We start from the raw sequence: 20,550 nt of genomic DNA, 5'->3' as shown, positions 1-20,550 counted from the left end.
TAACCCCCAACGCATATGCGCAGCAACTTAATGCTGCTTAAACTGGTGTCTACTTTAGTCGGGCCATTCCACACTTCACTCTTCACTCTTCACTCTTCACTCTTCACTCTTCACTCTTCACTCTTCACTCTTCACCCTTCACCTTTTATCGGGATCTGCACCGTTTGCGGCGCGTAGCACAGATCCGTGGTGCAACCTTGGTACTGCACTTTGACTTGTGCCTGATCCTGCACGTCTAGCAAGGGCAAGTTTAAGGTAAAAGACTGCGTATAAACTTGGCTTTCGCCAAAGTAGGCATCGTTATGAGGCTGGCCTTGGGGCAATTGCCAATCACCTAATCTGGCCCGCTCGGGCGTCACCGTGAGCTGATGACGATAGAGATAATAGCCCGGTGCTATGTCGAAGCTGAGCGTAAGTGAGTCAGCGGTTTGGCTGGAGCTCAACACAAAAGCCTGCTCTGGGGTTAAAAATTCATTTTGGTTGCTGGTGACATTATCGCTGGCGTTAAACCAATTGAATAGGCCCGCATGGGCTAGGTTTGGTAGACAGGCTAAGGTTAATAAATTTAGCAAAAACATGAGATTGTAATTTTTTTTATTGGGTATAAATGCAGACATGGGCAGCTAACCTCATCTTTCACCGACTAAGAATGGCACTATATCGTGCTCTATCGCTAAAAGCATCGGCTTGAGTGATGCGAAAAGCCGCAGTTTGGTGAAAGCGTATTTGAAAATGGCGGCCATTGTCCCCATTATCATGTTTTAACCCCAAATAAGCGCCCTTGAGGTGCAAGACGAGGATTTAAGTGGGTAAGATTTTTCTATTGTTCGTGGCAGCAACGCTGCTAGAAATATTCGTCTTTATCGAAGTGGGTTCGGCCATTGGCGCCTGGAGCACCATAGCGTTAATTTTGCTTAGTGCCATTGTGGGTTTGAGCTTAGTGCGGGTGCAAGGGCTAACAACCTTGTTGGAAGCTCAGCGCAAAATGCAGCTCGGTGAGCCACCGGCCCGTGAAATGCTCAGTGGTACGCTGCTCGCCCTCAGTGGCGCCTTGTTAGTCTTGCCGGGTTTTGTGTCAGATATTCTGGGTTTACTACTGTTATTGCCGCCGGTGCGCGAAGCGATAGTGGCGCGTTTGCTGAGCAAGGTCAAAATGCAGAGCAGCCAACAGGGGCATACCTTTAGCGGGGAGTTCTATCGTACCGATGGTAGCGAACAGCAGCCACGACTCGATCCGTTTTCAGAATCAAACCAGCCAGATACGCAGGGTGGCGATAACCATGGTGGCGATAACCATGGTGGCGATAACCAGAGTGAGGATAAACAAGGCACCACCTTCGAAGGTGACTTTGAGCGTAAAGACGACAAGTAATAATACATGAGGAGGGAGGCGAAAGGGGGGATGTGTCATTGCATCTGCAGGCTGGTCGCGTTTTTTTGTTCTGCTCCTCACTTTTTATTTTTCACTCACTCTTTACACTTCACCCCTTACCCCTCACCGCTTATTTAGTCAATTCGGTGTTTTAATCTTCCACGGAAAACGCCACCAAGCGAAGCCACCGGCGATAAGACCGGCCAAGATATTGGCCACTAGAATACCGATAAACACCCCTTGTTCGCCGCGCCACAGATTACCCAGCCATGCCAAGGGTAACAAGAGTCCAAATAGCCGTAAGCTGTTTAGGCCAAACGAAATACTCGATACCCTAAGGCCATTTAAGGCCGAGGCTAACAGCATAAAGCAGCCTTGTAAGCCGTAGCCCAGCGGCACTAAGCGTAAATAAAACGTCAGGTGCGCACTGACATCGCTATTGTCAGTAAAGCGCTGAGCCAGCCAAGGTGCGCTTAGCCACAGCAAGCCAAATAAGATCAGCTGAAATAACAAGGCGAAGCGCATCGACTGCAATAGCGCGCGGCGGCTACGTTGATGTAAACCGGCACCGGTATTTTGTGAAATAAAGGGCGCGAGCACAGAACCGAGCGCCATAATGCCAATCAGTAACATGGCTTCAATGCGCGAAGCGGCGCCATAGGCTGCCACCACTTCGGTGCCTAAGCCGGCCAAGATCATCATTAATACGGCGGTACTTAAGGGGTTCAGTAAGTTGGTAAAACAGGCTGGCAAGGCCACGTGCAACAGCTGGCGCCAATGCGCCAAAATGCGATGCGCTTGCTGCAAGGGCCACATTAATAATCGCTCGCGTCGCCACAATAACCATAAGCCCACGCTGCAGGCCATCAACCAAGAGCAGGCTGAGGCAATGGCCGCACCTTTAATGCCTAATTCGGGAAACGGGCCTAAACCAAAGATCAGCAGCGGATCCAAGATACCATTTACAAAGCCCGCCACTATCATCACCAGGCTCGGGGTGCGGGTGTCGCCGGTGGCACGAATGGCCGAGTTGGCTACCATGGGCAACACCAGCAGCGGCACCGTCATATACCAAATCCACATATAGTCGTGCAGCAGTAACAGCAGCGCCTCTGTGGCGCCTAATAGCCGAAATAGCGGGTTTATGGTCAGCGCGCCCAGCACAGAGATCAGGCAAATTAAACCCAGCGTTAACAACAAGCTATGGCTGGTAAACAAGGCGGCTTGCTGATGATTGCCACGGCCCAAGGCTTGGCCCATGCAGGCTGACAAGCCGGCACCTAGGCCCATGGCCAGAGAAAGCACCACAAAGGTGACCGGAAAAGTAAAGCTAATGGCGGCTAGCGCATCTGTACCCAATAACCCGATAAAGAAGATATCGACCAGATTAAAAGCTTGAATGGCCATAATCCCCAGCGCCATGGGGCCGGCCATCTTGGTCAGCTGACGGCCAATGGGGGCGGTGAGCAATAAATTTGGTGAGGACACAAACTATCTCTTGGGATGATAGCGCCGCCAAAAAAGAGCAAAATTGAGTCTAATATGGCGCGGCGCGGATGAAAAATTTTATGGCCTTACCCTTGAAGCAAAAGAAATCGCTCCCATATAGTAAAGCAGTCTTATAGTTTGCGGCCGCCGGCCGTATATGTCACTGAGTTACACCACTCATCAGGAGAGTTATTGATGAAAATTCGTCCATTACATGATCGCGTTATTATTAAACGTACCGAAGCCGAGTCAAAATCTGCCGGAGGCATAGTGTTGACTGGGTCTGCTGCCGAGAAATCTACCCGCGGCGAAGTGCTGGCAGTAGGTAACGGCCGCGTACTGGACAGCGGTGAAGTGAAAGCCATGTCTGTTAAAGTGGGTGATCAGGTTATTTTCAACGAAGGCTACGGCGTAAAAACCGAAAAGCTGGACGGCCAAGAAGTGCTGATCCTCTCTGAAAATGACATTCTCGCGATCGTTGAGTAAGCATCAATTTCCACACTTTAATTTACACGCTAAGGAAGATAAAGAATGGCTGCTAAAGACGTAAAATTTGGTAATGACGCCCGCGTAAAAATGCTGGCGGGTGTAAACATTTTGGCTGATGCCGTTAAAGTTACGCTGGGTCCTAAAGGTCGCAACGTAGTATTGGATCGCTCTTTCGGTGCCCCCGTGATCACCAAAGACGGCGTATCTGTAGCCAAAGAAATCGAGCTGGAAGACAAGTTCGAAAACATGGGCGCGCAGATGGTTAAAGAAGTGGCGTCTAAGGCGAACGACGAAGCCGGTGACGGTACCACTACCGCCACCGTATTAGCCCAGTCTATCGTGAACGAAGGCTTAAAAGCCGTGGCCGCCGGTATGAATCCGATGGATCTCAAGCGCGGTATCGACAAAGCGGTACGTCACGCGGTTGAAGAGCTAAAGGCCATGTCTGTACCTTGTAAAGACACCAAAGCCATTGCTCAAGTTGGTACTATTTCTGCCAACGCCGACGACACCGTGGGTGCCTTGATCGCCGAAGCCATGGAAAAAGTGGGCACAGATGGCGTGATCACCGTTGAAGAAGGCCAAGGCCTGCAAGACGAGCTGGATGTAGTAGAAGGCATGCAGTTTGACCGCGGTTACTTGTCTCCGTATTTCATCAACAAGCAAGAAACAGGCACAGTTGAATTAGACGATGTCTTCATTCTGCTGGTTGATAAGAAAGTGTCGAACATTCGCGAACTGCTGCCGGTACTGGAAGGCGTAGCTAAGCAATCTAAGCCGCTGTTGCTGATTGCTGAAGATATCGAAGGTGAAGCGCTGGCTACTCTGGTCGTGAATAACATGCGCGGCATCGTGAAAGTAGTGGGTGTTAAAGCACCTGGCTTTGGCGACCGTCGTAAAGCCATGTTGCAAGACATCGCTATTCTGACCGGTGGTACCGTCATCTCTGAAGAAGTGGGGCTGGATCTGGAAAAAGCGACGCTGGAAGACTTAGGTCGTGCCAAGCGCATCGTGATCAGCAAAGACAACACCACCATTATCGATGGCGCGGGTGAAGTGACCACCATTGAAGGTCGTGTGGCGCAAATTCGCCAGCAAATTGAAGACTCGTCTTCAGATTACGACAAAGAGAAACTGCAAGAGCGCGTTGCCAAATTGGCCGGCGGTGTAGCGGTAATCAAAGTCGGTGCTGCGACCGAAATGGAAATGAAAGAAAAGAAAACCCGCGTCGACGATGCGCTGCATGCAACTCGCGCTGCAGTAGAAGAAGGCGTAGTACCGGGCGGCGGTGTGGCCTTAGTACGCGCTGCGAGCAAGTTGCTTGATCTGAAAGGTGACAATGAAGACCAGAACGTGGGTATCAAGGTTGCGCTTCGCGCCATGGAATCGCCACTGCGCCAAATTGTAACCAACGCCGGTGAAGAAGCCTCGGTTGTGGTTTCTAAAGTAAAAGACGGTGCAGGTAACTTCGGTTATAACGCAGGTAACGGTACTTACGGCGACATGCTGGACATGGGCATCTTGGATCCAACTAAGGTGACACGTTCTGCTCTGCAGTTCGCCGCCTCAGTTGCGGGTTTGATGATCACCACCGAAGCCATGGTGACCGACCGTCCTACTAAGTCTGATGCTGGCGGCATGCCAGATATGGGCGGCATGGGCGGTATGGGGGGCATGATGTAATTTTTTATTACATCATGTAGCTGAGTCTTAGACTGGCTATCTCACTATAAAAACCGGGCCTAGCGCCCGGTTTTTTTATAAGTCGAAGACAAGCATCACGTCTGCCATTAAGATTAATGAGTAATATAAATACCTATTCCAATCATATTTAGCCGTGCAGAGTAAAATGCTATAGTTACGGCCTATGACAGAGGTTGCCGTATGAGGTGGAATTTGTCGTTGAAACATCCTGTCGCTTTAAGGGCAAATTTCTGTGAAGCCCGTTGGGCGAGTAGAGTTAAGGATCGCGCATGAAGTTACTTGCTGGAATACTACTGTTGTGGTTAGCGGGATTTGCGCAGGCCGGCTCTGATCCTGTGATATTGAGCGTATACGGCGCGATAGAATTGGATGAGGGCGAATACCAAAGACTCGACTTTACCTTAAGCGAATTACAAGCGCTGCCTCAAGCACAAATCATCACGGCTCACCCTTGGAGCGCCCAAGCACAACACTATAAGGGTGTTGACTTGACGGCGTTACTCAAACTGCTGTTCGCCAATAGACAGATCAACAGCCTGAATCTAGAGGGGCTTAATGGCTTTAGCATGGCGTTGGAGTGGTCAAAAATCAGCGACTTCTCTCCTATTTTGGCGTGGCAAGAGAATGAGAAGTTAATGAGCCGGCGCAATAAAGGCCCCTTATGGCTGATGTTACCCTATGATCAAGCGCCTAAGATGCAACAAGCGAATTTCTTACACTATATGGTGTGGCAGCTTAGGACAATAAGGGTCTATTCGGAGCCCGAATGAAACGCATCTTTGCCTCGTACCCTCGTCTCGACGGCCAGTATGGTCGGGTCTCCGCCATTAAATTTATCTTGGGCGGTAGTTTGCTGTTGGTGATGCTCTATTTTGGCCTTGGTGCCAGTCAAACACTGAGCAAGATCCGTGATCACAGCTCTTTGCTCGAGCAGCGTACCTATGAAGTGCCGTGGTCACTGATGCAATTGCAGTTGGAAATGATCCGCTTTTTGGACGCGGTGCGCTTACGCCATGCGGACGCCATCAGCCAAGATGACGTTATGCTGCGCTACGATATTCTGTGGAGTAGAACACCTGTGCTGCTGAGCAATCAGTATCAAGCCACCCTAAGCGAGCGTCAAGAACTATGGCTACTGATCCGCCAAATTGATACCCGCATCCACGAGCTAGAACCCATAGTAGAAGGCCTACAGCCTGACTCCGATAACTATTTAGTTATTTTGACCGCCATCAGCCCCTATATAGAGCCATTAGCCCGTACAGTTAGTGCATTAATGCATGATAACGTGCGTTTTTATGCAGAATATGACCAAGCCTATCGTCAACTAGGTAAACAGCTTTATCAGCAAATAACGGGATTTTTTATCGCGCTGTTGCTGTTGTTGTTACTGCTATTTCGTGAGTTGCGTCGTTACTGGAGCTTACAACAACAAGACCCACTCACTGGCCTGCCAAACCGTTTTGCCTTGCAGCGCCAGATCAGCACGCTGATTGAACAAGACCAGCCTTTTAGTCTTAGCCTGTTAGAGCTTAAAAACTTAAGTAGCCATTATCAGCGTTTCGGTTTTAAAGTGGTAGATAAGCTGTTGCAAGCCTGCTGTGATCGGCTGCAAGGTAGTTTATTAGCGCATGAATATCTTGCCCAACCCGGCCAAGGCGGGTTAGTGATTTTAGGCAAGGGCGTGGTTGAATTGGCGGATATTCGTGCACAAATATCGAGATTCACGCAAGCCTTGAGTGAGAAGGTGACTATCGATGGCTATGATTTTTATATGGAACCGCTTATAGGGGTGGTTTTGTACCCTTTCGATGCGGATAATTTGGTGGATCTGCAAGCGCGTGGCGAGCTTGCCTTGGAGCTATGCAAACAGCAACAACAACCCTATGTATTTTTTGATGCGTCGTTACTAAAAGAAATGTCGCGTCGCCAACAACTCGCCAAAGACTTGTCTTCAGCTCTTCACAGCAATAATTTGACGTTGCAATTACAGCCGTTGTTAGCTTGGCCCGCTCCGCAGTGCCTAGGTTTACAGGTATTAACCAGCTGGCATCACCCACAATTTGGCATGATAGCGCCGGCCGAGTTAGAGCGCATGACTGAGCTGTATCAGTGCTCTGAAAGTGTCTTGATCTGGAGCCTGCGGGCAATTTGCAGTCAGATAAGCGTGTGGCAGCGCCATTCATCAGCGCCCTTATTTGTTAGCCTAACGCTACCCGCGACCTTATTTCGACCCGGTATAGAAGTCACCTTGATGACGGAGTTACAGGGCTTTTCGTTACCCGCCTCTAGTTTAGTATTAGAGATAAATGAGCATACTGTCGCCCACGACATGCAAGCGGCAACAGCCATCTTGCAGCGTATTCGCGCCGTGGGTATTCGCATTATGCTCACTGAGTTTGGCAGTGGCGGCGCTGCATTGGGGCCTTTGTCACTATTACCGCTTGATTGGCTGAAGCTGGATGCTACCTTTTGTACCGGCATTGAACACCATGAGCAATCGCGGCGCCAGATCGCTACCTTATTAGACATAGCCAAGGTGTTGGCGCAGCCCTTAGTGTGTTGTGGTGTCGACCATGCCAGCGAGTTGGCGGTATTAGAAAAGCTGTCATTAGAAAGACAGGGCGCAGAGGAGCAGCATGCCACCTTGTTAGTGCAAGGTGACGCCGTAGGGGGTGTATTGGCCGTGACCGAAGTAGGGGAATGGCTCTTAACAAGCCAGCAGCGGTAAGCTTTCAGCTGTCAGTGAAAGATTCAGGCCTTATACCGTACGTTAAGACACACCGTATTTTGTTCCGCTCAATGTTGATCTTGAAGTCGTCTTGCTGACGCACGTCAGGATCACGTTTTGCTCTTGTATTCATGCTTCGCGTAATGGTGAATGTTTAATTAAACACCATTAAAAATTTAACATTGCCGACGGGCTTGAGGACCTTACTTACCACGCAACGCCTCATTTGAGGTAGGGGCCAATTTATTCGGTCCGGTTTTTCGTTAACGGATAGCGTATGGCGTACCGCCTTGTGTCCGGCTCAAGCTTTTGGCAGGCGCATAAATTGCTGCAGGGTTTCGGCCAGTAACTGAATTTTATGCACCATGCGCGAGAGCAGCGCTTGATACTCTTGCTCACTGACGGTAACCAGTATTTCTAATTCTTCCGCCAATTCGGCCACGTAGGGCATAAAATGGTCGGTATGGGTAATAAACTGGCTGTCTTCACGCAATACGGCACTAAACTTGGCCTGGCCCTTAGTACGCAACTCAGCCAACTTCTTATCCGCATCAATCGCCATGTGATACAGCTCTTTGAGGGTGTCATTTAACTTAGTAGTGACGGCGTCGTGCATGGGAACCTCTTTGTCTGATTAAGTAATGGTATTTAACTAAAGTCTGGCTCTAAGCCTAAATCAATCGGTGTTTTATTGGCTTCTCCGCCAATTTCACGCACTAACTTTGGCACTAAAAAGCCCGGTAATTCGGCCAACAGTTCGGCCATCAGCGCCTTGGCTTTATTATCGTCCACCGCAAAGTGTGCCGCACCCGTTACCTTATCTAACTGATGTAAATAATAGGGCAAGATACCGGCGCTAAAGAGCCGCTCCGATAAATCGCACAGAGTTTGGGCGTTATCATTGACACCGGCCAGTAGCACGCTTTGATTAAGTAAGGTGATGTCGGCTTGACGCCAGCTATTGAGTCGTAGGCTTAAGTCATCATCTAACTCATTGGCGTGGTTAATGTGCAGTACCAGCACAGCTTGCAGGCGGTTGTGACTTAAAAGCTCGCGCAATTCATCGGTAAGGCGAGCCGGAATCACCACCGGCAGGCGCGTGTGAATGCGCAGGCGTTTAAGGTGAGGAATGGCCGCTAAGTCATTAAAGAGACGAGCTAAATGCTCGTCTTTGGCCATTAATGGGTCACCACCAGATAAAATCACTTCGTTAATTTCTGGGTGTGCGGCTATGTAGGCCAGTGCTGCTTGCCAGCCTGCTTGATCAGGGCTGTTCTCGGCATAGGGAAAGTGGCGGCGAAAACAGTAGCGACAATTAATGGCACAACCGCCGCGCACCACGAGTAATACCCGCGAGCGATACTTGTGCAGCAAGCCGGGCAGGGCGCTGTCGTGTTCATCTAAAGGGTCTTTAACAAAACCGGCTACCTCATTAAATTCATCGCTAAGCGGTAATACTTGGCGTAATAAGGGATCGTTTGCATCGCCTTTGACCATTTTATCGGCAAACGGGCGTGGCACGCGCATCACAAATAAGCGCCGTGCAGCAAAACCCGCTTGCCAAGGCGCGGGATCTATCGCTAAATGCGCTAATAACTGCTCGGGAGAAGTAAACGCCTGGGCCAGTTCTTTTTGCCAGTTAATATGTAAACTTCCCTGTTTTAGGGGTATGATTGCCGGCATTTTCTGCAACTCTGTCAAACTCACGAGGGTAACATGGCCTCTTATAATACCAATGATTTCCGCGCTGGCCTAAAAATTATGTTGGACGGTGAGCCTTGCGCTATCATCGAAAACGAATTTGTTAAGCCAGGTAAAGGTCAAGCATTTAACCGCGTTAAGCTGCGTCGCCTGCTTAATGGCAAGCAGCTGGAGAAGACCTTTAAGTCTGGCGACACCTATGATGCGGCCGACGTAGTCGATATGGAAATGGCGTATCTGTATAACGATGGTGAGTTTTACCACTTTATGGATAACACCACCTTTGAGCAGTTGGCTGCCGATGCTAAAGCGGTAGGTGACACCAAGCTGTGGCTGAAAGAACAAGATGTGTGCACCCTGACCTTATGGAATGGCGGCACTATCTCGGTAACGGCGCCTAACTTCGTTGAGCTAGAAGTGGCTGAAACCGACCCAGGTCTCAAAGGCGACACTGCCGGTACCGGTGGCAAGCCTGCGACCTTAGTAACTGGCGCCGTAGTACGTGTACCGCTGTTTATTCAAATTGGCGAAGTGTTAAAAATAGACACCCGCTCAGGCGAATATGTCTCACGCGTAAAGTAAGCTTTCGCTTACCAATAAAAACGGCGCCTGCGAGGCGCCGTTTTTTTGCGTGAAGAGTGAGGCGTAAAGGGTGAAGAGCAACATCAGCCTCCCACCTCACTCCTAACGCCTTACTCTTTTCCGTAAACGTTGTTTTCTTGCTCACGTACACGGATAAAGGTAGTGCGCTTGGTCAGCTCTTTTAAGCGCGCTGCCCCCACATAAGTACAAGTGGAGCGTACGCCGCCCAAGATGTCTTGAATGGTGTCTTCGACAGGGCCGCGATAAGCCAGCTGCACGGTTTTACCTTCTGCGGCGCGATACTTGGCCACACCACCTGAGTGCTTGTCCATGGCGCTTGATGAGCTCATGCCATAGAAGTTCATGTAGGTTTTACCGTCGCGCTCAACCAGCTCGCCACCGCACTCTTCGTGAGCGGCTAACATGCCACCTAACATCACAAAATCTGCACCGCCACCAAAGGCTTTGGATACGTCGCCGGGGCAGGTACAACCGCCGTCACCGATAATCTGACCACCTAAACCGTGAGCCGCGTCGGCACACTCAATAATGGCAGACAGCTGCGGATAACCGACACCGGTTTTCACGCGCGTGGTGCACACAGAGCCTGGGCCTATGCCCACTTTAACGATGTCAGCACCGGATAAAATCAGCTCTTCTACCATTTCACCGGTTACTACGTTACCGGCAATAATAGTGTGCTTTGGAAACTCTTTACGCGCGCGGTTAACAAAAGAAGCGAAGTGCTCGCTGTAACCGTTGGCGACGTCGATACAGATAAAATTCAGCTCATCAGACAGCGCTAAAATCTGCTGCAACTTACCAAAGTCATGGTCGGAAATACCGCTGGAGACGATCACGTGTTGCAAGGTTTCACTCGTTTCGGCTTCAATAAAGGCCTGCCACTCGGCGACTGAATAATGTTTGTGAACGGCGGTAAGAATATCATGTTTTGCCAGTGCACGGGTCATGGCGAAGGTGGCAACCGTGTCCATATTCGCGGCAATAAGCGGCACACCCGACCAGCGACGACCTGAATGCTTAAACACGAACTCACGGCTGAGCTCTACTTGAGAACGGCTGTTAAGGGTAGAGCGCTTAGGGCGAAAAAGTACATCGCTAAAGCCCAGTTTCAAGTCTTCTTCAATACGCATTGGGATATTCCCTTAAAAAGTGACAGGCACAAAAAAACCGGGAGTTTCTTAGGCCCCCGGTTTTCAGCATTCTAGGTCCCAGAAAATATTTTGCAACACTCTTGACCGAATAATCAGGAATTAAATTGCCCGTTACGATAAAGCTCGGTAATGAAAGTCAGTAAACGTCTATGATTGTAGGTGGTTGCTGTTTATTTAATCTATTTGCGTCATGAAGGTGCAGAGTGGGTGGTGAGGAATACATTATGTCTAAGGCGAGGTTTGAAGTGTTGGGGCTAGATCACTTGGCGTTAAGAGTCAGGCAGCCCCTGCGGATGCTGGATTTTTATTGCACAGTCTTGGGTTGTAAGTTGGAGCGCGAAGTGGTGGATTTAGGCTTGTATCAGTTACGGATCGGTAACCATCTGCTTGATTTAATTGATATTCAAGGGCCGCTAGGCGCAGATGGTCAGACGCCTGAGCTATGCAAAGCCAATATGGATCATTTTTGTTTATTGGTTTCAGCTTTCGACGCCGAGGCGTTAGGTGCCCACTTAAGAAAAAATGGCGTGATCCATGAGCCCGCCAAGCCACGTTTTGGCGCCCAAGGTGAGGGGTTATCTATGTATGTTTATGATCCTGAAGGCAATAAAGTTGAGCTTAAAGGTATCAACTCAGCCAGTAATCAGTCGCACAGCACCTCGAACAACCCGCTGGATTGCGCCAAGTTGTAAAGCACTGATTTGTAAAGTTCTGATTTGTAAGTCATTGAGTTATTAGCCACAGCAAAACACCGAACAAGCACAGGTTGAGCCGTGAGGTAAACATATCCGGCTCACGCCCTGCGAGTCTGATGCTGAGATGTATAAGGCTGGGTATTTTCCTTTGCTATTTGACGTAAAGGCTTACGCCGAATTTTCGTTTCTCCACTGCGCATCGGCTTTCCATTAAAGGCGAGTTAAGGGTAAGATCCCGTTATTTAGGATTGCTCCATGACTGCTGCTTGGCCGCCCACGGCTACCTTGGCCGCTCTACAAAAAAGAGCACAAATATTAGCGCATATTCGCCAGTTTTTTGCCGAGCGTCAGGTGTTGGAAGTCGACACCCCGACCATGGCCAGCGCCGGCGTGACCGATGTACACCTGCATAATTTTACCACTCGCTTCGTGGGCCCAGGTCACGGTGACGGCTTGGCGCTTTATCTGCAAACCTCGCCTGAATTTCACATGAAGCGCTTACTGGCCGCAGGCTACGGCGCTATTTATCAGTTGGCGAAGGCGTATCGTAACGAAGAGGCCGGCCGGCTGCATAACCCCGAATTTACGATGCTGGAATGGTATCGTCCAGGCTTTGACCATCTACAACTCATGGATGAAATGGCCGACTTACTGCAGCTGATATTGGCCGTGGCCGCTCCCACCCGAATGACCTATCAACAGGCTTTTATGGACACTTTACAGGTGTGCCCTCTTACCGCCTCATTAGATGAGCTGCGCAGCGCCGGCCTTGGCTTAGGCGCCGATGATTTGCTGGCAATAGAGAGCGATAGAGATACGATTTTACAGCTGCTGTTTGCTTTAGGCGTAGAGCCGCGCATTGGCCAACAGGTACCGTGTTTTGTATATGACTTTCCTGCCAGCCAAGCGGCCTTGGCGCGGATTAATCCCCAAGACTCGCGCGTGGCAGAGCGCTTCGAGGTGTATTTTAAGGGCATAGAGCTGGCTAACGGCTTTCATGAACTGACGGATGCCGATGAGCAGCGCCAACGCTTCGAGCGGGATAATCAAGCGCGGGCAATGCGAGGCTTAAACGTGCGGCCCATTGATGAGTATTTGTTAGCGGCGTTAAATCACGGCTTGCCCCAGTGCGCCGGTGTGGCCTTGGGCGTGGATCGCTTGGTGATGTTGGCGCAGGGTGCGGAGCGCCTCGAGCAAGTGATCGCTTTCCCCGTAACACGGGCGTAAGTGTGGTAGCCATAAGCTCCGCTTAACGGGGCTTCAATCTGATGGTTAACTTAACATCTGCTGAGCCAGCTCCATCAGTGCGAGACGGGAAGGGTGGTCGCCACGGTCTTTATGCCAGGCAAAATAAAAGAAGCGGGTTAAGGATAAATCCGCGACCGGCAAAGAGACTAAATCACCATTGGCTAATTCATCACTCACGGTTAAGCGTGACATACAGCTTAGCCAAGGGCGAGATTGCAACAGGCGTTTTATGGTGGGCAGGTGGGGATATTCTTGGCGAATATTCAGCGGCGGCAGGCGGCCTTTTAAGGCTTGCTCAAAGGTATTACGGGTGCCAGAACCGGGTTCGCGCAATATCCATTCACATTCGGCTAGCTGGCTAAGTGTCACTGTGCGGGCATGATACAAAGGGTGCTTGGCGCTGCACACTATCACCAGCTCATCTTGGCACCAAGGCTCTAATTTCAGCCATTTTTCTTGCACCTGAGCTTCAATTAACGCCATTTCTAACTGACCGCTGTACAGCTGCTGTAACAGACTGTGGGTGTTATTGACGCTGAGCCGAATATCCAATCTGGGATAGCGCTCGGCGCTGTCGTCGATAAGCTGTGGGATCCAGTAATCGGCTATGGTGCGACTGGCACCTAAGCGTAATTGACCGGCGATGGGGCTATGGCCATTAAAGCCTTGCTCAATCTGGTAGCAGTCGGCCAACATCTTTTGCGCGCGGGGCAGTAGCCACAAACCCCAAGCATTGAGTTTTAGGCGCCGCCCTACGCGATCAAATAACGGATGACTGAGCTGGCGCTCCAGCTCTTGCAGTGACATGGTGGCCGCCGACTGGGTCATGGCTTGTAATTCGGCGGCGCGACTTAAGCTGCCATTTTCCGCCACGCTCACAAACAGCCGCAGTTGCTTTAGGGTAAAGTTCATTCGCTTTCCTTGAGCTGGGCATCACGGCTGCGCCCTAATAAACGCGCACTATTCGCTGGCTTTACTTGGGGCTGGTTGCACTACACCTTTCGCCTTTGGCTCAGCTGGTGTGGCGTCCTTTATCTCAGTTTGCAGCAACAATCCGGCCTGCAACAGTGCGGCCGCTGGCTGACTGCCCAAGAGGCGAATATCCACCTGCTGATGGGGGATTTTAATGTCGTGTTGGCGCAGACGCTTTAGCAATAAATTATGCAATTCATTGGTCATCGGCATACGGTGGCTCATGTCTTCTACGTACACTCGCACTTCGTAGACCAAGGCCGAGTCGGTCAGCTCCACTAAAAACACCTCAGGTACCGGTGACTCTAAAATGCCGCTGCACTCGGCTATGGCTTCATAGGTAATGCGCTGCACTAATTCGATATCCGCATCCAGTCGCACCCGTACCATCAGTCGCACTCGGGTAATGGCATCGGATAATGACCAGTTAACAAACTGCTCGGTAATAAAGGCCTTATTGGGCACGATAATTTCTCGTCTGTCCCAGTCGACGATAGTGGTGGCACGGGTTTTAATTTTAGAAATAGTGCCGGTCAGCTCGCGTATGGTTACGGTATCGCCAATACGGATCGGTTTTTCAAATAAGATAATTAAGCCGGATACGAAGTTGGCAAAAATTTCCTGTAAACCAAAACCTAAGCCCACCGAGAGCGCGGCCACCAGCCACTGAGTTTTCGACCAATCGATGCCGAGCATGCCAAAGGTGGTGAAAGCGCCTACTAATAGCACCACATATTTAGAAATGGTGGTGATGGCAAAACCGGTGCCCGGCGATAAGTCGATATGCTGTAATACACTGAGCTCCATTAGGCCTGGCAAGTTGCGCGCCGTGACCCAAGTTAGCACTATCACAAACAAGGCGATCACTAAGTCTTTCAGCGAAATTGGCGTTAGCGCGTCTTCGCCAGCTAAGGTGCTGGATACCTCCCATACCTCTATGCTGTCGAGAAAACTAAAAGCGGTATTAATCTCAGACCAGAGCAGCATTAAGCTGAGCATAAAGCCCAGCATAAGGGCGGAGCGCAGTAAGCCCAGTGACTGAGCACTTATGGTATCTAAGTCTACTTCGTCTACGGCGGCGGCTTCTGCTTCTGGGCTCGGGGTGAGCTGGCTGTCTGATGTTTCATCTTTTTCTTTACGTTGTGCCAAAGTCTCGGCGCGTTTGGTTTTGGCGCGATCGAAAGCCAGGCGGCGGCGCTGGAGCAGCATCCAACGGCGTACTAAGTAATAAAAAATTAAGAACCCCATGCCCACCAGTACAGACACTTCTAGCTGGCGCAACAGGGTGTGGGCGGTAAATAAATAGCCCATTAAGGCCGCCACTAAGGCGAGTAACGGCGCAATAATTAACAGCGCCCATAAGAAATGGTTGACTAAGGTGAGGCGCTCTTGGCGAGGCTGTGAGACTAACAACGGCAAGTCTTCACGAAACATGCGCCAAGAAAATAGGCTAGTCAGCAAGCAGATGGCGATAAAGCTAACTCGACCTAGGGTGTCGTACACCGAAAAGTCTCGATAATCCCGCGCCAGATAAAAAATTAATAGCGCGGGCAATAACGACAACATCAAACTTTGAAACTGTCGCCAAATGCGGCGCACCCTGTCTTCTGGCAGATTAAAGTGCGCAATCAATAAGCCATTTTTCATCATTAAGTTACGGGCAAAGAGCAGGATGAAAACAGGCAGCATAAGTTGCGTTAAGGCATGAGCCAAGGCCAGCACCACAGGTGGCGCCCAAGGTGAGCTTAAAGCATTGCCGAGCAGAGATAACAGCGCCGGGATCGGCATGGCGGTGAGCAGGCTCAGCAGTAGCGTGTTGAAAGTGTAATCGTATCTGTCTTGGGTCACGTTGCCGATGTGGGTACTGATGCGCTCTAAGTAAGCACGCAGGCTGCGCCGACTTAAGACACCTAAATAGATAACCAACAGTGAGCTTAGGCCATATAAGATCAAGCTGGCCCCACTTTGTTGCATTAAGGTTTGGGGCACAGCCGTCCAAGTTGAGGCCGTGAATAACCAGCCGAAGGTTTCCATAATAGCGCCGGGAAATTGGGCGCCGATGGGTCGTAAGTCCGGTAGCCAGAATAAGCGCTCATCGGTGAGGGCGCGTATCTCTTGCAGCTGACTGTTTTGTCGGCTGTACGCCACTTTTAAGCGAGTTTGTTCATGAATTTGACTATCGGTGGCGCTCACTAAGCGCTCCAACAAGCGCTGTTGGGTGGCGAGCAGCTCATCCACTTGCAGTCGTTGGACATCGGTAATGCCTTGGGCCTTATCACTGAGCAGCAGCTCGGTGCGATAATTATTGTTTCTTAAGTTGTCGAGGGTTTCTTGATAGCCGTATTTATCGACACGGCTTTGTACGATACGCGCCTCTAGCTGGCCTAAGGAATAAGGCGCGGGCAACTCGCTGAGCCGATTACGTAAGTTTTCGCCAAAGCCACGGCTTACCTGCAGCCATTCGAGCTGCTCTTTGAGGTTGGCTTTCATGTCAGCCAGATCAGAGGCCGCGCGCTCTACGGTTTGATATTCCAGTTGCAGTGCTTCGACGTCACGGCTCTTTTCACTTAATAGCGCCGACAGTCGCTGATTGATGGTTTGTTGCTCTATCAGCAACTGGGCATCGCTTTCTACCTCATCCAGTAAGCGTTCACTTTCGTCAATCGCCGCTTGAGTAGTGGCGCGGCGCAGCTCATTTTGCCGCAGTTGCAGCGCTTCTATTTTGGCGTCCAAGTCTTGTAACTGACGTTGCAAAATATCTAATTTGATGCGGTTAATGTTGTCTTTGTTGCTGGATGATAACTCTTCTAATTCCAGCGCCTGAATACGGTGCTGCAGATGTTGCTCGCGCGCCATCACTAGGGTGCGGATCGCGGTTTCTTGACGACCACGGGTGTCGGCAAATTGCAGTTTATCGAGGGATTGTTGGGTGTCACGCAGTTGTTGGCGTAAATCATCGAGCAAGTCGTGCAGGCCGGTGTTACTTAATTCTTGTAGATTGAGGGCGTTAGTCAGCTCTTCGCGCTGGCGCCGGATGCCTAAGCGCTGCGCTTGTGCTTCAACTAATTCTTGCTGAGCTGCTTCTTCATCCAGCTCGGCTATGTAGCCCAGATCTGTGGGCGAAAGTTTGGCTTGTTTTTGCTCTAATTTTTTAAGCTCTAGAGGATAACCGTCCATAAAGGACTGATAACCCTTGGCTTGTTCTTTATAGCGATCACCTTCACGCACCAGTTGCAGTGCCTGATTATAGTCATCCCGCAGTTTTTTAAGCTCAGGTTGCTCCCCTTCGGGCACCGCCGCTAACATGGCTTCGATATCGGCCACGCTTTGGTCGGCAAATATTGGGGCGGAAAATAATAAGGCCAATACAACTAAAATGGGCGCAAACACGGCGGGCTCTCACTAAAAATAAAATGTAGGCCGCACCCTTACGGATGCGGCCAGTAGCACAGATTAAACCTGTGCCGAGCTATTTGTAAGCTCATGCTGAGTTAATGCTGCAGACTTAAGGGTACCAAATTCTGTGCCCATCACAGTCACAGTGCCGGGGACTAAGTGCTCAGCTAAGTTCACTTGCTCAGGGGCAAACAAACACACCACAGTACTGCCCAGTTTAAAGCGACCCATTTCGTCGCCTTTGGCTAAACGCGGTGCTGTTTCTGGCGCATAATCCCAACGCTGAATGCGCTTGCCAGCTGGCGGCGTGACTGTGCCGGCCCACACGGTTTCGATACTGGCCACTATGGTCGCGCCCACTAACACTAAGGCCATGGGGCCGGCTGCGGTATCAAACAGGCACACTACCCGCTCGTTACGAGCAAACAGCTCGGGTACGCGAGAGGCGGTCAGCGGATTGACCGAAAATAACTCGCCGGGCACATAAATCATGGTTTTCAGCACGCCATCGAGTGGCATATGAATACGGTGATAATCTTTGGGCGCCAAATAAATGGTGGCAAAGTCGCCGCCCATAAAGGGCGCTGCTAAGTCTTTGTCGCCACCAAGCAGGGTGCGGGCGCTGTAATCATGGCCTTTGGCTTGAATGATGCGGCCTTGTTGAATCGGCGCCAATTGACTGATGGCCCCATCCACCGGCATGGCCAACACTTGCTTACCTTCTACCAAAGGGCGGGCATCGGCTTTTAACTCACGAGTAAAAAAGTCATTAAAACTGGCGTAGTGCGCCGGATCTTCATGCAGTGCTTCGCTCATATTAACCTGATATTGGCTAATAAAACGGGTGATCAGCCATTGCGTTAGCTTGCCGCCTTCTTTAGCGGCTAAACGACCTACCAAGCGAGAGACTAAGTGCTTGGGCATTAAATATTGCAGTAAAATCTTCAAGTGATCCGTCATAGTGCTTAGTACTTCCTAAAAAGGTGCTTCCAAAAAAGAGCTCCCCATCTGTCATCAGACCGAGGAGCAGGTTATCAGAGTCAATGAATTACAGAGAATTAGGATGATGACGCGTCGGTTTATCGGCCATGGCTGCCATGATGCGGTGATAGCTTTCTAAACGCTCGGCATGTATTTCGCCATTATCTTTGGCCGCTTGCAATAAGCAACCGGGATCCGTGCCGTGTTTGCAATCGCGAAAGCGACAGCCGCCCAGATAATCACGAAATTCGCGAAAACACCAAGCAACCCGCTCTGGAGCCAAGTGCCAAAGTGAGAATTCACGAATACCCGGCGAGTCAATTAAAGAACCGCCCGAGGGAAAGTGATAAAGGCGCGCTGTGGTGGTGGTGTGCTGACCAAGACCTGAGTTATCGGACACGGCACCGGTCACGGCTTCTACTTCTGGCATCACCGCATTCACCAGTGATGACTTACCGACACCAGACTGGCCGACGAAAATACTGGTGCGGTCATTGAATGCTTGTTTTAGCTCTTCGAGCCCTTCGCCGCTATCACAGCTGACATAGAGCACTTGATAGCCAATGTCGACGTAGCGTTGCAGCAGTTGCTCTGCGTGAGCTCGCTCTTGTGGACTTAATAAATCCACCTTATTCAGCACTATCATGGGCGGCATATCTACATCTTCGGCCGCCACTAAATAGCGGTCAATTACATGACAGCTCAGCTCAGGCAACACGGAGGAAACCAACACAATTTGGTCGATATTGGCCGCTACTGGCTTAACGCCGTCGTAAAAATCGGGGCGGGTGAGCACGGTTTTGCGCGGATGCACGGCTTCCACCACGCCGCTAATGCCGTGGCTGGTGTCTATGCCTGGGCGCCAAGCGACTTTATCGCCGGTGACGATAGAGCCTATGGTGCGCCTTAAGTTGCAGCGATGAATTTGCTGCTCGCCGTCTTCTATATCTGCGTGCTGGCCAAAGCGGCTGATCACTAAACCATCTTGTTGTGGGCCCAGCTGGCTATCATCTATGGTATCGGCGACATTGCGCTTGAGGCGGCGGTTGTGATTATCACTGACCCGCCGCGTCTGGCCTTGGTTGAGCTTTTTTCTCTTGGTCATGATATTCCTAAATCGGTATTTATAAGTCGCTATGATACACTTTTCAGTTTCAACTTGCCCTTATTGCCACTTAAGCTTTGCGAGATAATATGAGCGTACATGCAGAAAATCTAGTTTGGATCGATCTGGAAATGACCGGTCTTGAGCCGGATGAACATAAGATAATTGAGATAGCCTCCATCATTACCGATAAAGAGCTGAACATCTTAGCCGAAGGTCCGGTGTTGGCGATTTATCAAGATGAGGTTGAGCTGGCAAAAATGGATGACTGGAATGTGAACACTCACACCAATTCCGGCCTAGTGGCGCGCATCAAAGCCAGTCAAGTGTGCGAAGGGGAAGCCATAGCACAAACCTTAGCGTTTTTACGCCAATGGGTGCCAGAGCAAACTTCGCCGCTGTGTGGTAATACCATAGGTCAAGACAGGCGTTTCTTGGTGCGCCATATGCCGGAGCTGGAAGCCTTTTTTCATTATCGCAGCATAGATGTGAGCACCATTAAAGAGTTGGTGCGCCGTTGGCAGCCTGAATTGTTAGAAAAATTCACCAAAAAAGGCAGCCATCAGGCCTTGGACGACATTCGTGAGTCGATAGCCGAGCTGCAGTTTTATCGTAAGACCGTCTTTAAGATCTAAATTGACCATAAAGCTCAAGATCTAAGCGAGGATGGGCGGATTTGTCGAGTAAGTAACCAAACGGTGACCTAAGGCAAAAAAAGGGCTTGCATTCGATCAGTCCGCTCGTATAATTCGCATCCCGTAGCCACTGGTAATTATTAACACCACAGGTTACAGGCTGTAAGGCCAGATTTAAGTAAAAAAGATTAAGTAAAAGAGAGTTTAGCGGGAATAGCTCAGTGGTAGAGCACAACCTTGCCAAGGTTGGGGTCGCGAGTTCGAATCTCGTTTCCC

General features: G+C 50.3%; 18 protein-coding genes. 9 read left to right on the top strand and 9 right to left on the bottom strand.

The window, feature by feature from the left end:
* Nucleotides 1-131 precede the first annotated feature (131 nt).
* Nucleotides 132-617, bottom strand: a complete 486-nt coding sequence (locus ACEN2G_RS13970; protein ID WP_442022569.1) for a protein-disulfide reductase DsbD domain-containing protein — start codon at nt 615-617, stop codon at nt 132-134.
* Between the two features lie 188 nt (nt 618-805).
* Between ACEN2G_RS13970 and ACEN2G_RS13965 the strand changes: the two genes are divergently transcribed.
* Nucleotides 806-1,372 (top strand): FxsA family protein, encoded by a 567-nt coding sequence (locus ACEN2G_RS13965; protein WP_442022567.1) that lies wholly within the window; start codon nt 806-808, stop codon nt 1,370-1,372.
* 138 nt (nt 1,373-1,510) lie between these two features.
* Here the strand turns inward: ACEN2G_RS13965 and ACEN2G_RS13960 are convergent, their stop codons facing one another.
* The gene (locus tag ACEN2G_RS13960; protein WP_442022565.1) at nt 1,511-2,860 is read right to left on the bottom strand and encodes an MATE family efflux transporter; all 1,350 of its coding nucleotides are present in this window, start codon (nt 2,858-2,860) and stop codon (nt 1,511-1,513) included.
* Nucleotides 2,861-3,055: 195 nt separating this feature from the next.
* On the opposite strand from ACEN2G_RS13960, the gene ACEN2G_RS13955 reads away from it, so the two are divergent.
* The 4 genes from ACEN2G_RS13955 (at nt 3,056) to ACEN2G_RS13940 (ending at nt 7,784) form a co-directional block, all read left to right on the top strand.
* Nucleotides 3,056-3,346, top strand: coding sequence for a co-chaperone GroES (locus ACEN2G_RS13955; RefSeq protein WP_087037219.1), 291 nt, complete (start codon nt 3,056-3,058; stop codon nt 3,344-3,346).
* Between the two features lie 45 nt (nt 3,347-3,391).
* Nucleotides 3,392-5,032, top strand: coding sequence for a chaperonin GroEL (groL, locus tag ACEN2G_RS13950; protein ID WP_442022563.1), 1,641 nt, complete (start codon nt 3,392-3,394; stop codon nt 5,030-5,032).
* Nucleotides 5,033-5,322: 290 nt separating this feature from the next.
* Entirely contained in the window at nt 5,323-5,823 is a 501-nt protein-coding gene (locus tag ACEN2G_RS13945; RefSeq protein WP_442022561.1) for a molybdopterin-binding protein, read from the top strand.
* Nucleotides 5,820-7,784 (top strand): EAL domain-containing protein, encoded by a 1,965-nt coding sequence (locus ACEN2G_RS13940; RefSeq protein ID WP_442022559.1) that lies wholly within the window; start codon nt 5,820-5,822, stop codon nt 7,782-7,784. The genes ACEN2G_RS13945 and ACEN2G_RS13940 overlap by 4 nt, the downstream gene beginning before the upstream one ends.
* Before the next feature lie 301 nt (nt 7,785-8,085).
* On the opposite strand, the gene ACEN2G_RS13935 is transcribed toward ACEN2G_RS13940, so the two are convergent.
* Together ACEN2G_RS13935 and epmB are read right to left on the bottom strand one after the other, a co-directional pair.
* Nucleotides 8,086-8,400 (bottom strand): hypothetical protein, encoded by a 315-nt coding sequence (locus ACEN2G_RS13935; RefSeq protein WP_442022558.1) that lies wholly within the window; start codon nt 8,398-8,400, stop codon nt 8,086-8,088.
* A 32-nt stretch (nt 8,401-8,432) separates the two neighbouring features.
* Complete coding sequence (gene epmB / locus ACEN2G_RS13930) at nt 8,433-9,467, bottom strand: EF-P beta-lysylation protein EpmB (RefSeq protein ID WP_442022556.1); 1,035 nt, start codon at nt 9,465-9,467, stop codon at nt 8,433-8,435.
* Between the two features lie 33 nt (nt 9,468-9,500).
* Here epmB and efp point away from each other — a divergent pair, with 33 nt between their 5' ends.
* Complete coding sequence (efp, locus tag ACEN2G_RS13925; RefSeq protein WP_442022554.1) at nt 9,501-10,067, top strand: elongation factor P; 567 nt, start codon at nt 9,501-9,503, stop codon at nt 10,065-10,067.
* 110 nt (nt 10,068-10,177) lie between these two features.
* Here efp and ACEN2G_RS13920 read toward each other — a convergent pair whose 3' ends face one another.
* Entirely contained in the window at nt 10,178-11,221 is a 1,044-nt protein-coding gene (locus tag ACEN2G_RS13920) for a GMP reductase (protein ID WP_442022552.1), read from the bottom strand.
* 245 nt (nt 11,222-11,466) lie between these two features.
* On the opposite strand from ACEN2G_RS13920, the gene ACEN2G_RS13915 reads away from it, so the two are divergent.
* Nucleotides 11,467-11,934, top strand: coding sequence for a VOC family protein (locus ACEN2G_RS13915; RefSeq protein ID WP_442022550.1), 468 nt, complete (start codon nt 11,467-11,469; stop codon nt 11,932-11,934).
* A 258-nt stretch (nt 11,935-12,192) separates the two neighbouring features.
* Nucleotides 12,193-13,164, top strand: a complete 972-nt coding sequence (gene epmA / locus ACEN2G_RS13910; RefSeq protein WP_442022548.1) for an elongation factor P--(R)-beta-lysine ligase — start codon at nt 12,193-12,195, stop codon at nt 13,162-13,164.
* Nucleotides 13,165-13,209: 45 nt separating this feature from the next.
* On the opposite strand, the gene ACEN2G_RS13905 is transcribed toward epmA, so the two are convergent.
* The 4 genes from ACEN2G_RS13905 to rsgA all read right to left on the bottom strand — a co-directional run bounded on the left by ACEN2G_RS13905 (nt 13,210) and on the right by rsgA (nt 19,639).
* Complete coding sequence (locus tag ACEN2G_RS13905) at nt 13,210-14,097, bottom strand: LysR family transcriptional regulator (RefSeq protein WP_442022546.1); 888 nt, start codon at nt 14,095-14,097, stop codon at nt 13,210-13,212.
* A gap of 48 nt (nt 14,098-14,145) precedes the next feature.
* A complete protein-coding gene (mscM, locus tag ACEN2G_RS13900) occupies nt 14,146-17,547 on the bottom strand; it encodes a miniconductance mechanosensitive channel MscM (protein WP_442022544.1) in 3,402 nt (1,133 codons plus the stop codon).
* Nucleotides 17,548-17,610: 63 nt separating this feature from the next.
* Complete coding sequence (gene asd, locus ACEN2G_RS13895) at nt 17,611-18,513, bottom strand: archaetidylserine decarboxylase (RefSeq protein ID WP_442022542.1); 903 nt, start codon at nt 18,511-18,513, stop codon at nt 17,611-17,613.
* A gap of 88 nt (nt 18,514-18,601) precedes the next feature.
* The gene (gene rsgA / locus ACEN2G_RS13890) at nt 18,602-19,639 is read right to left on the bottom strand and encodes a small ribosomal subunit biogenesis GTPase RsgA (RefSeq protein WP_442022540.1); all 1,038 of its coding nucleotides are present in this window, start codon (nt 19,637-19,639) and stop codon (nt 18,602-18,604) included.
* A gap of 89 nt (nt 19,640-19,728) precedes the next feature.
* On the opposite strand from rsgA, the gene orn reads away from it, so the two are divergent.
* Nucleotides 19,729-20,274: an oligoribonuclease gene (gene orn, locus ACEN2G_RS13885; protein WP_442022538.1), complete on the top strand. Its 546-nt coding sequence runs from the start codon at nt 19,729-19,731 to the stop codon at nt 20,272-20,274.
* Nucleotides 20,275-20,550 lie beyond the last annotated feature (276 nt).

The sequence above is a fragment of the Oceanisphaera sp. W20_SRM_FM3 genome (genome assembly GCF_052119705.1).
Lineage (GTDB): Bacteria > Pseudomonadota > Gammaproteobacteria > Enterobacterales > Aeromonadaceae > Oceanimonas.
The sequence above is the reverse complement of the archived record's forward strand: the minus strand, read 5'-3'. Positions and strand labels throughout refer to the sequence as shown.